Raw genomic sequence first — 12,619 nt, 5'->3', positions numbered from 1 at the left:
AGTAACGTGATGAAGAAATTGCTGTAAATAAAAAAGTTGCTGTGCGTTTCAGTTATAGAAATGCACAGCAGCTTTTTTGCGTTAAGTCGATTGGAAACAACAGCTTTAGGGGTTGCTTAATCTTCTAATTTAATCTTCTCCTTAAGAACCACACATCCTGCCATATCACCGATAACATTGACGCAGGTTGCGCCCATATCGCAGAGTGTATTGATACTGATATAAACACCCATAACTCCTGCCGGTAATCCTGCCATGGTTGCCAGGGCTGCGAAGGATGCGATGGCACCGCCAGGGATTCCCGGGGTTCCTACTGACAGGAGTACGTTTGCCAGAAGGATTATGATCATCATGGAAATGCTTACGTTAATTCCGCATGCATTGGCGAAGAACATGATCATGAATGACATCAGGATGGATACGGCATCCATGTTTACAGTAGCACCAAGAGGAATGGCAATACTTGTGATCTTGTTGGATACGCCCATTTCGTCTTCCATACGCTGTTTACTGATCGGAATGGTCGCTGAACTGGAACAGGTTCCGAATGCGTTCAGAGCTGCAGGAAGCATTGCTTTGAAGAATTTCACAGGGCTTTCTTTGCCGATGAATTTCACGGAGCCACCGTAAATGACCAGGGCAAATCCGAAGAATGCCACATACAGGATGATCAGCTGAGTTGCCAGTGAAATGATGGTTTCTGTACCGTTGGCTTCTACAACAGGAACGATAGTACAGAATACACCGATAGGTGTGAAGTACATAACTGTGCTGATGACTTTCAGACAGACTTCGTTACAGGAATCGATGACTTTCAGAAGTGCAGTACCCTTTTCGCCGATAGCGATAAGTGTGAAGCCTACGATGACTGCGAATACAAGTACCTGAAGCATATTTCCGTTTGTGAAAGCTGCAACCGGATTGGATGGGATCAAGTTTTTGACGGTGTCCAGAATGCTGGTCATCTCAGTTGCCTGGATGTCGGAAGTTGCCATCTCGAATTTAACACCCTCACCGAGATGGATCAGCCGCGGGATGATCAGTCCTGCCAGGCTGGCAAGTGCTGTGGTGCACAGGAAAAAGATCATGGCACCGGCTGTGATCTTGCCGGTTGTGCGGGCATTACCGATGCTGGAGATACCCATGATAATGGAACAGAAGACCAGTGGAAAGATCATCATGTTCAGGGCATTCATGTAAATGCTTCCGATAAGGCTTGTGATGGCAAGTACCGGTTCGAAACGGTTTGCCAGAAACAGTCCGGTAATGATACCAAGGATCAGACCGGTAAAGATTGCTGCGGTAATATGTTTTTTATACCACGAATAGAATTTTTTCATTTGTTCCCTCCTCTTTATTGTTATTTCCTGATACCCGAAGGACTATATTGGCAGACGGATTGAGTGATGCGCAAATCTGGTAAAATTTCTGCGGCCTATAACTGTGATAAGATACCGGGTTCAGGAAAAATAGCACGACACTACTTTATCACAATAATGTGTGAATTACAATATTTCCCGCTGGTTTCTTATTTGAGTGGGAGTGTTTCCGAAGTGCTCAAGGAACATCCTGCGAAATAGTTTGTAATTGATAAAGCCATGCCGCTCCAAATTGTAACACAGAAAAACAGGCATCGATGATACAGATATCGAAGCCTGTTTTTCTGCGTTGCCGGAAATTATTTTGTAATATTCCTGTGACATAAAAAGTCCTATGCAGGCTATTATGATTGTCAGGTGCAGGTGAAGAGGGTATAATAGTTGTAATTATTTAACCAAATCAAGGAAGAACCTGCTTCAATTGTAAAGAGCAATAAGTAGTAGGTGGGGACTTACTTGTATCAGAAGGAGGGTTTATATGAAACCAACTATTTTATTAATAAATTTTCAGGATCAGCAGAAGCTTCGTAAGTTAAAGATGGCATTACTGCCTTTTAAGATTCGTTTAAAAACTGTAGAAACTCAGGACTATAGTCAGCCAATCGGATATCTGGCAGGAGTGAAAGAGGTTTCTCAGGTACAGATTCCATCAGCGCTGATCCCTCAGGAGCAGATGGAGAAGGAAATGCTGATTCTTGCAGGAATCACCGGGAATCTGTTTGACCAGGTGCTCTATACTTTGCGGAAAGCAGGTACACCTGTGGATTACAAGGCAGTTCTGACGGAGCATAATCAGAACTGGAACTGTATGCAGCTTTATAAAGAACTGGAGAAAGAACATAATATGTATCACCCGTCTTAAATAATAGAAATAGTTGGAGGTTTTGGCTATGAAGGTTGTAGTTGCAGTTGATTCATTTAAGGGAAGCATGACTTCCATGGAAGCAGGAATGGCTGTCAAAGCAGGTATTCTTGCAGCAAAAAAGGACGCAGAAGTGATCGTAAAACCTCTGGCTGACGGTGGAGAGGGAACTACGGATGCGCTGATCAAAGGTCTGAAGGGAGAACGTGTGGATGTGACAGTTACAGGTCCTTATCATGAGCCGGTTCAGGCATATTATGGATATCTCAGGGAAAGTAATACCGCAGTCATGGAAATGGCAACAGCAGCAGGTATCACACTTTCAGATAAGAAGGAGCCTATGACCGCTACCACCTATGGAGTGGGAGAACTGATCCTTCATGCAATCGGCAGAGGTATCCGCAACTTCATTATCGGTATTGGCGGAAGTGCCACTAATGACGGCGGAGTGGGTATGCTGAAAGCACTTGGCTACAGATTTCTGGATGAAAAGGGAGAGGATGCCGGAGAAGGCGGACAGGCACTTGCAAAGATTGTATCTGTAGAAATTTCAGACAAAAAGCAACTTCTTTCCCAGTGTAATTTCAGGATTGCCTGTGATGTGACCAATCCTCTCTGCGGTTCTCAGGGAGCTACATATATCTATGGACCGCAGAAGGGAGTTACCCCCGATATCCTTCCGGTTCTGGATGCAGGCATGAAAAACTATGCAGAGGTTACTGCCAAAGTGACCGACAAAGACAACCAGAATGCGGCAGGTGCAGGTGCGGCAGGCGGACTTGGATTTGCATTTCTGAATTATCTGGATGGCGAGCTGACGCCCGGAATACAGCTTATTCTGGATGCTGTTCATGTGGAAGAGGAAATGAAGGATGCAGATGTGGTTGTAACAGGTGAAGGTTGTCTGGATTATCAGACTGCCATGGGGAAAGCTCCGGTCGGTGTTGCAAAGCTTGGTAAGAAATATGGCGCAAAAACCATTGCATTTGCAGGAAGCGTTACGAAAGAGGCAGTTGCCTGCAATGAAGCAGGAATAGATGCTTTCTTTCCAATTGTACGCGGAATTTCCACACTGGAAGAAGCAATGGATCCGGACACTGCAAAAGCAAATATGGCTGCAACTGCAGAGCAGGTATTCAGACTGTTGTAATTATTTTTTATAAAAAATCTTCTGAAGCAGATAGGAAATCGATTTGATATGTCTGCACAGGAGATTTTTGTTTGCAGAAATTGCAATGTTGAGAAACTTCAGATGATATAGTAAAATTATTACAGCCAGAGAAAATACTTTGAAAAAAGTTGATTAAAAGATCTAAGGATATGTAAGGGAGAGACAACATGACACTAACACAGATGAATTATATCATCACAATTTCCGAAACTGGTTCATTAAATAAAGCTGCGGAGGCGTTGTATATTTCCCAGCCTTCTCTGACCAATGCAGTGAAGGAACTGGAGAAGGAGCTTGGAATCATTATATTCAACCGTAGCGGCCGTGGTGTGACACTGACCAATGACGGGACAGAATTTCTGATGTATGCCCGTCAGATATACGGACAGTATGAAAGTGTGGTTGAGAAATACAGTGAGGGTGGTTCCTATAAGAAGAAATTTGGCGTTTCCACCCAACATTATTCTTTTGCAGTGAAAGCATTCGTGGATATGGTGCAGAAGTTTGATGTGTCGGAATATGAATTTGCCATCAGGGAGACAAAGACTGCAGATGTGATCAGTGACGTCAGCGCCATGAAAAGCGAGGTGGGAGTACTTTATCTCAGTGATTTCAACAGAAAGGCACTGCTAAAGCTTCTCCACTCTGCGAATCTGGAGTTTCATCATTTGATTGACTGTCAGGCATATGTATATTTGTGGAAAAATCATCCACTGGCAAATGAGAAATCTATCAGCTACAGCCAGCTGGCAAAATATCCCTGTCTGTCCTTTGAACAGGGAGACAAGAGCAGTTTTTATCTGTCAGAGGAAATTCTGTCTACCAATGAATATTCCAGAACAGTCAAGGCTTCGGATCGGGCGACTATGCTGAATCTGATGGTAGGACTCAATGGCTATACCCTGTGTTCAGGGATTATCTGTGAGGAGCTTAATGGCAGTGATTATCTGGCAATTCCCTTCGAAGGGGATGAGCAGAACCAGAACAGCGACATGGAGATTGGCTATATTACCAGAAAGAATTCAATCCTCAGTAAGGTGGGGAATCTGTATGTCTCTTCACTGAAGAAATATCTGGAGCAGAATACTTCTTTTTCATAAGGAGAAAACAATGAGTCAGAAAAAAGTACAGATAAAAAAGACTCTTGGTCAGCAAACCGAGGATCAGCTAATGAAGTACATCTTAGATAATCAAATTGCAATTGGTGAGAAAATCCCAAATGAATTTGAGCTTGCTGGGATATTTGATGTAGGAAGAAGTACAATTCGTGAGGCTGTGAAGGGGCTGGTAAGCCGTGGGATTCTGGAAGTGCGGCGTGGAGACGGAACTTATGTGATCAGTACAGTTTATATGGAGAATGATGTTCTGGGATTTGGGCAGATAAAAGACAGATATCAGCTGGCATTAGATCTTTTTGATGTCCGTCTGATGATTGAACCGGAGATTGTCACATGGGCATGTAGAAAGGCAACGAAGGAACAGATTGCAAAACTTCGTGAATTATGTAATGAAGTTGAGATGCTATACAAGCAAGGGCATAATCATATCCAGAAAGATATAGAATTCCATAGTTATCTGGCAAAACTCAGTGGAAATATGGTAGTAGAGCGTCTGATCCCTGTAATCAATACATCAGTTGTGATATTTGCCAATATCACATACAGAAGTCTGATGCAGGAAACTCTGGAAACACACAGGGCAATTGTTAACTCTATTGAACATAAAGATCCTGTAGGGGCAAAATGTGCCATGAATATGCACCTGACCTATAACCGGCAGGTAATCATGGAACTTCTGGAAAAAAAGAAAAAAGTAAGAAAAAATCATGAACCAGATGATATATAAGTACATCTGCTATTAATCAATCAAACAAGAATAATAATGTAAATACATCAGACGTATTGAATGTTATAAAAACGTTTTTTAATGAAAGATAGTAAAAATATACAAAAAACAGGCGGTGAACAAGGAAAAATCACCGCCTGTTTTTGTCGTTTTGCAGAAAAAAATATATATACATCATATGTATTGAAAGCTGAAAATCCAATTGTTATAGTGTAGCCATGATCAAGCAAGGCGCCGGATATATAACATATAATAACTGTCTTTGGTAATAGAAGTTTTTAGCGGGAGTTTCTTAGCAGGAGGAAAAATCATGAATTTAAAAAGTCAGGAAATGCGTAAATTAGCGCCGGAATTAGACCCATTAAGAATCGGAACAGGATGGAAAAAGGAAGATCTTGGGAAACCGCAGATTATGGTTGAAAGCACTTATGGTGACAGTCATCCGGGAAGCGGACATTTAAATATATTGGTAGAAGAAGTCAGAAAAGGTGTTGCAGAAGCCGGAGGCTTTGGAGCGCGTTACTTCTGTACTGATATCTGCGACGGGGAAAGTCAGGGAACAGATGGAATTAATTACAGTCTGGCAAGCCGGGAAATGATTGCAAATATGATAGAGATTCATGCCAATGCGACTCCATTTGATGCAGGTGTCTATCTTTCCAGCTGTGATAAAGGAATGCCGGGAAATCTGATTGGGCTGGCAAGAGTCAATATTCCAGCCGTTGTTGTTCCTGGTGGAACAATGAATGCCGGACCAGAGATGCTTACTCTTGAACAGCTTGGCATGTACAGCGCGAAATATGAGAGAGGCGAAATTGATGAGGCAAAGCTGGACTGGGCTAAATGTAATGCATGTCCAAGCTGTGGAGCATGCTCTTTTATCGGAACTGCATCAACCATGCAGATTATGGCAGAAGCGTTAGGACTTGCACTTCCGGGAAGCGCATTAATGCCGGCAGCCAGCCCGGATCTTCTGGCATATGCAAGAGAGGCCGGAAGACAGGCGGTGAAATTGGCGCAGACAGAGAATATGCGTCCAAGTGATATTGTGACAATGAAAAGTTTTGAAAATGCAATTCTGGTTCACGCAGCAATTTCAGGAAGTACAAACTGTCTTCTCCATATTCCGGCAATCGCACATGAGTTTGGAATGGAAATTACAGGAGATACTTTTGACCGCCTTCACAGAAATGCAAGATATCTGTTAGATGTTCGTCCAGCTGGAAGATGGCCCGCAGAATGCTTCTATTATGCAGGAGGAGTTCCGGCCATCATGGAAGAAATTAAAGAACATCTGCATCTTGATGTAATGACGGTAACAGGAAAGACTCTTGGTGAAAATCTTGATGATCTGAAAAAGAACGGATTTTATAAGAAATGTGATAAATGGCTGCAGGAATTTAATCAGAGATATGGTATTAAAATTTCAAAAGAAGATATTATCCGTCCATATGACAAAGCCATTGGAACAGATGGAAGTATTGCAGTATTAAGAGGTAATCTTGCGCCTGAAGGTGCTGTTATCAAACATACGGCGTGTCCGAAAGAAATGTTCAAGTCGGTTCTTCGTGCGAGACCATTTGACAGTGAGGAAGAATGTCTGGATGCGGTTCTTAAACATAAAGTTCAGAAAGGTGATGCTGTCTTTATCCGTTATGAAGGACCAAAAGGAAGCGGAATGCCGGAAATGTTTTATACATCTGAGGCAATCAGCAGTGATAAAGAATTAGGAAAAAGTATCGCTCTGATCACAGATGGAAGATTCTCAGGAGCTTCAACAGGTCCGGTGATCGGACATTGCAGCCCTGAGGCAGTAGATGGCGGTCCTATCGCTCTGGTAGAAGAAGGCGATCTGATTGAAATTGATGTAATGGAGCGAAAACTGAATATCATTGGAATTGCCGGAGAGCGCAAAACAGCAGAAGAGATTGATGAGATACTAAAAGAAAGACGCAAAAACTGGAGACCAAGAGAGCCGAAATATAGAAAAGGGGTTTTGAGATTATTCAGCCAGCATGCGGCAAGTCCGATGAAGGGTGCATATCTGGAATATTGATCAAATGGGATATGAGAAAAGGAATTGATTATGTATCAGGAAGAAAATAGAAAACAAAAATTTATAACAATGGGTGAAATTATGCTGCGTCTGACTCCTCCTGACTGTGAAAAAATCCGGACGGCAGATTGTTTTGAAGCGAGATATGGAGGAAGTGAGGCGAATGTGGCATTGTCTCTGGCAAATCTTGGGATAGACAGCTCATACTTTACGGTTGTACCGGATAATAGCCTTGGAAAAAGTGCGATAAGAATGATGAAAAGTAATGATGTTGACTGTACACCTGTAATTTTCAGTACATCTGAAGAAACTCCGACACATAGATTAGGAACATATTATCTGGAGACTGGATATGGGATTCGTCCAAGTAAGGTCATTTATGACAGAAAACACAGTGCTTTTGATGAGTATGATTTTACTAAGGTCGATCTGGAAAAATTACTGGATGGCTATACCTGGCTGCATTTAAGTGGGATTACCCCTGCTTTGGGAGAGCGTTGCAGAAAAATGATCATGGACTGTCTGAAAATTGCAAAAAAGAATGGAATCACCGTCAGCTTTGATGGGAATTTCAGAAGTACATTATGGAGCTGGGAAGAGGCAAGAGAATTCTGTACAGCGTGTCTTCCGTATGTCGATGTTTTGATGGGAATAGAACCATATCACTTATGGAAAGACGAAAATAATTACAGTGCAGGAGACGTGAAGGATGATATCCCATTTCAGCCAGATTTAGAACAGCAAGAGGTAGTCTTCAATGCATTTGTTAAAAGATATCCGAATCTGAAATGTATTGCCAGACATGTACGATATTCTCCAAGCTGTAGTGAAAACAGTCTGAAAGCATACCTGTGGTATGAGGGAAAGACTTATGAGAGCAGAAAACTGACATTTAATATTCTGGATCGTGTTGGCGGTGGTGATGCGTTTGTAAGTGGAATTATTTACGCACTTATGCAGAAATTTACTCCGGAAGATACCGTAAATTTCGGAGTGGCCAGCAGTGCGATCAAGCATACACTTCATGGAGATGGAAACATTACCGATGATGTTTCACTGATCCGTCATGTGATGCAGATGAATTTTGATATTAAAAGATAAAGGGGCAGAGATTATGAAAACAATAGAAGAACAGTTTCAGAAATTAGGAGTAGTGCCGGTTGTTGTTCTGGAAGATAAAAAAGATGCGATTCCTTTAGCAAAGGCTCTGTCTGAGGGCGGACTTCCATGTGCGGAAGTAACATTCCGTACAGAGGCAGCGGCAGAAAGTATTCGTCTGATGTCAGAAACATATCCGGATATGCTGGTAGGAGCGGGAACTGTACTGACTACAGAGCAGGTAGATCTTGCAGTGAAATCTGGTGCAAAATTTATTGTAAGTCCAGGGTTTGACCCGGAAATTGTGGATTATTGCCTGAAAAAAAACATTCCGGTATTTCCTGGGTGTATTTCCCCTTCAGAAGTTGCCCAGGCTGTAAAAAGAGGATTGAAAGTGGTTAAATTTTTCCCGGCAGAGCAGGCTGGTGGAATTGCTATGATAAAGGCAATGGCAGCACCATACCAGAACCTTAAATTTATGCCGACAGGAGGAATAAATGCCGGAAATTTGAAAGACTATTTATCCTGTGATAAGATTCTGTGCTGTGGTGGAAGCTGGATGGTAAAGGGAGATATGATCAGAAACGGTGAATTTGATCAGATTCAGGTTATGGTAAAAGAAGCAAAGGAATTAGCGGATGAGATTCGCTTTAAATAAAATATATTAAAAATATTGGAGCCTTAGCTTTGGCTCTGATGTTATAAAATGTCGAAATAAGGAAAAACTCTCGTTTATGGAATATATGATATGCGAGAGTTTTTTGTTTGGCTGTTGAGAACAGTTATGAGTGAACAATAATCTTGTTTACTTTAACTGAATCAGCTACGAAGTAGGTATTAAGTGACTTTTATATTCTTCTGTTATAGAATAAAAGTAATGATGTTAGGGTCAAAAGGCATTTTGCCCCTAACTTGATATCTACGAATTGCTCCGCTGCAAAGCAGCTCCCGCAATTCTCAAAGTAATTATTGAGGTAAAAGGATATCTTATTATAGATATACAAGCAGGAGGAAATCAAAATGGGGTTACAATGCAATGATGAGATGCAGGAAGATGTAATGTCGGAAACAGATATTATAGAAGCAAAGGAACAAGTATCCAGTGTCATTTTTGAGCATCAGGAGCAGGAAATTCCTCATAATCCTTATGATCAGGAATTGCGCGAAATGGATAGTATTCGACGTGGTGATGTGGAAATGCTTAAACACAGTATGTCGGAAACCTATCGCGGGGAAATTGGGCAGCTGGCCAGAAATCCAGTCCGGCAGGCGAAGAATGTTGCTATCTGTGTTATCACCCTTGCTTCCCGTGCTGCTATCGATGGTGGAATGGTTCCGGAAGAGGCATTTTCTATGGTGGATGGATATATTTTAAAGATTGAGGACATGAATAATGCAGTAAAGATTAATTCCATGATGCGTCAGGCAGAATATGAGTTTGCAGAGCGTGTGGCAGAAATTCATAAGAACCAGCACAAAAATGAGCTGGTCGAACGGACAAAGAATTATATTTATCAGAATCTTCACAGTGAAATCGTAATAGGAGAAATCGGGCAGAAAATAGGAGTAAATACCAGCTACCTATCGGATCTTTTTCATAAGATTGAAGGGATTACCATACAGCAATATATCCGTAAAGAAAAAATACGTCTTGCCGAAAATATGCTTCGTTATTCTGATTATGAAGTAAAAGAGATTGCAAATTATCTTTCTTTCTGCTCACAGAGTTATTTCGGGAATATTTTCCGTCAGCAGACAGGAATGACACCTGCCAGATACAGAAAGAAATATGGAAAATGGAAAGAACAAAAATAAATGATATTCACCTAAAATAAATGATAGAATAATCCGCACGGATTGGTTAATATAAGGTTCATAAGAGATAGCATTGTAAGTAATGAAATAGATAAATCATTACTGGATATAAAAAATATCCGTAAATATATTATAGCAGTGATGAATTTATAAGAGTTTTTTAGAAATCAACAGTTAACCAAATATTAACAGGAGGATATGATTATAATGAAGGAACTTCTTTTCGGAGCGGCATATTATGATGAATATATGCCATATGACCGTCTGCAGCAGGATGTTGCAATGATGAAAAAAGCAGGAATCAATACAGTAAGGATTGCAGAGTCTACATGGAGTACCTGTGAGCCGCAGGAGGGTGTGTTTGACTTTTCTCATGTAGAACGTGTAATGGACGCAATGGAAGAGGCAGGAATCAATGTCATCATTGGAACTCCTACTTATGCGATTCCTACATGGATGGTGAAGTCTCATCCGGATGTAATGGCAGAGACTGTAAATGGCAGAGGTATTTACGGAGCCCGTCAGATCATGGACATTACTCATCCGGTGTATCGTTTCTATGCAGAGCGTGTGATCCGTAAATTAATGGAGTGTACCGCATACAGAAAATGCGTTATTGGTTTTCAGGTAGACAATGAAACCAAATACTACGGAACAGCCGGAAAGAATGTGCAGGAGAAATTTGTGAAATATCTCCGCAGGAAATTTAATAATGATCTGGATGCCATGAATCATGAATTTGGTCTGGATTACTGGAGCAACCGCATCAATGCGTGGGAAGATTTCCCTGATGTGAGAGGAACGATCAATGGAAGCCTCGGAGCTGAATTTGAGAAGTTCCAGAGAACGCTGGTGGACGAATTCTTAAGCTGGCAGGCAGATATCGTAAATGAATACCGCAGAGAAGATCAGTTTATCACTCATAATTTTGACTTTGAATGGCGGGGATATTCCTATGGAGTACAGCCTGATGTAAACCATTACCATGCAGCGAAGGCACTGACGATTGCAGGCACAGATATTTATCATCCGACACAGGATGATCTGACAGGGGCAGAGATTGCATTTGGCGGTGATATGACACGTTCTTTAAAGAGAGATAACTATCTTGTTCTGGAAACAGAAGCTCAGGGTTATCCGGGATGGACTCCGTATAAGGGACAGCTCAGACTTCAGGGTTATAGTCACCTTGCAAGTGGTTCTAACAGCGTAATGTACTGGCATTGGCATTCTATTCATAATTCTTTTGAGACATACTGGAAGGGACTTCTCAGTCATGACATGCAGGAGAATGCACCGTATCGCGAAGCATGTATTATGGGCAAGGAATTCTCAGAAATCGGAAGTCATCTGGTGAATCTGAAGAAGAAAAATGATGTCGCTATCCTTGTAAGTAATGAGGCATTAACGGCTCTCAAGTGGTTCGGAATCGAAGCAACTGCGGCAGGAAATAATGGCATTGGATACAATGATGTTGTTCGCTGGATTTATGATGCACTGTATCAGATGAATATTGAGTGTGACTTCGTATGGCCGGAATCTGATAATCTGGAACAGTATAAAGCAATCTTTGTCCCGGCACTCTATGCAGCACCAGATGAACTTCTGGAAAGACTGAAACAGTATGTGGCAGATGGTGGTACGCTGGTGGCAACATTTAAGACTGCATTTGCGAATGAGAATATTAAGGTAAGTCATGAAATTCAGCCGCATATTTTAAGTAACTGCTTCGGAATCAACTATCAGCAGTTTACCTTCCCGAAGAATGTCGGACTGACTGGAAGTATTATCCGAGAAAGTGGTGCAGATGAAGCAGATAAGAAAAATGAAACAAAAGAAAATATTGAGACTGAAGAAAATACAGATGTGCCTGCAACAGCTAAAGTATTCATGGAATTATTAATGCCACAGGAAGCAGAAGTTCTGGCATCTTATGATCATTATAATTGGAAAGAATATGCAGCAATCACTAAGAATCATTATGAAAAAGGAACTGCCATCTACATTGGTTGCATGACAGATGACAACACTTTAAAAGCAGTGATCACAGAAGCACTTAGGAGCGTTGAGGTAGAGCTTCCGGAATACAGATGGCCGGTGATCGTAAGAAAAGGAACCAACGATCTGGGAAAATGTGTCAGATATATCCTGAACTATTCCGCAGAAGAACAGAAAGTTTCTTATTATGGCAAAAATGGTACAGAGTTGTTATCAGGAGAATCTGTACAGGATGGAGAAAGCATCACGGTTTCACCATGGAATATAAAAATTGTTGAAGAAGCATAAGATATAGGTAATGTAAAACACAGGGAGATTTTTCTTATAGATATTCCTGTGTTTTATATTGCCTTTAAATATTGATATTATATTGTGCAAAAACTATAAAAGAAAAA

General features: G+C 41.3%; 10 protein-coding genes. 9 read left to right on the top strand and 1 reads right to left on the bottom strand.

The genetic code is table 11. From position 1 onward, the window contains the following. Positions 1–116: 116 nt before the first annotated feature. Positions 117–1,340, bottom strand: coding sequence for a dicarboxylate/amino acid:cation symporter (locus LJE11_RS08530; protein WP_227295820.1), 1,224 nt, complete (start codon positions 1,338–1,340; stop codon positions 117–119). 517 nt (positions 1,341–1,857) lie between these two features. Here LJE11_RS08530 and LJE11_RS08525 point away from each other — a divergent pair. The 9 genes from LJE11_RS08525 (at position 1,858) to LJE11_RS08485 (ending at position 12,512) form a co-directional block, all read left to right on the top strand. Then, positions 1,858–2,241 (top strand): DUF3783 domain-containing protein, encoded by a 384-nt coding sequence (locus LJE11_RS08525; RefSeq protein ID WP_055059721.1) that lies wholly within the window; start codon positions 1,858–1,860, stop codon positions 2,239–2,241. A 28-nt stretch (positions 2,242–2,269) separates the two neighbouring features. Next, positions 2,270–3,391, top strand: coding sequence for a glycerate kinase family protein (locus LJE11_RS08520; protein ID WP_227295818.1), 1,122 nt, complete (start codon positions 2,270–2,272; stop codon positions 3,389–3,391). Positions 3,392–3,579: 188 nt separating this feature from the next. Continuing rightward, positions 3,580–4,512, top strand: a complete 933-nt coding sequence (locus LJE11_RS08515) for a LysR family transcriptional regulator (protein ID WP_008705237.1) — start codon at positions 3,580–3,582, stop codon at positions 4,510–4,512. A 10-nt stretch (positions 4,513–4,522) separates the two neighbouring features. Next, complete coding sequence (locus LJE11_RS08510; RefSeq protein ID WP_008705236.1) at positions 4,523–5,257, top strand: FadR/GntR family transcriptional regulator; 735 nt, start codon at positions 4,523–4,525, stop codon at positions 5,255–5,257. A gap of 310 nt (positions 5,258–5,567) precedes the next feature. Continuing rightward, positions 5,568–7,313, top strand: a complete 1,746-nt coding sequence (gene ilvD, locus LJE11_RS08505) for a dihydroxy-acid dehydratase (RefSeq protein WP_008705235.1) — start codon at positions 5,568–5,570, stop codon at positions 7,311–7,313. Between the two features lie 30 nt (positions 7,314–7,343). Beyond that, positions 7,344–8,414 (top strand): sugar kinase, encoded by a 1,071-nt coding sequence (locus LJE11_RS08500; RefSeq protein WP_227295817.1) that lies wholly within the window; start codon positions 7,344–7,346, stop codon positions 8,412–8,414. Positions 8,415–8,427: 13 nt separating this feature from the next. Continuing rightward, positions 8,428–9,069, top strand: a complete 642-nt coding sequence (locus LJE11_RS08495) for a bifunctional 4-hydroxy-2-oxoglutarate aldolase/2-dehydro-3-deoxy-phosphogluconate aldolase (RefSeq protein ID WP_227295816.1) — start codon at positions 8,428–8,430, stop codon at positions 9,067–9,069. Positions 9,070–9,431: 362 nt separating this feature from the next. Then, positions 9,432–10,226, top strand: coding sequence for a helix-turn-helix domain-containing protein (locus LJE11_RS08490; protein WP_173700956.1), 795 nt, complete (start codon positions 9,432–9,434; stop codon positions 10,224–10,226). Positions 10,227–10,433: 207 nt separating this feature from the next. Then, entirely contained in the window at positions 10,434–12,512 is a 2,079-nt protein-coding gene (locus LJE11_RS08485; protein ID WP_227295815.1) for a beta-galactosidase, read from the top strand. The last annotated feature ends 107 nt before the right edge of the window (positions 12,513–12,619 follow it).

The organism is Blautia sp. DFI.1.216 (assembly GCF_020594215.1).
Taxonomy (GTDB): Bacteria; Bacillota; Clostridia; order Lachnospirales; family Lachnospiraceae; genus Blautia_A; species Blautia_A wexlerae.
Note: the sequence above shows the minus strand (reverse complement) of the source record. Positions and strands in the feature narration are given on the sequence as shown.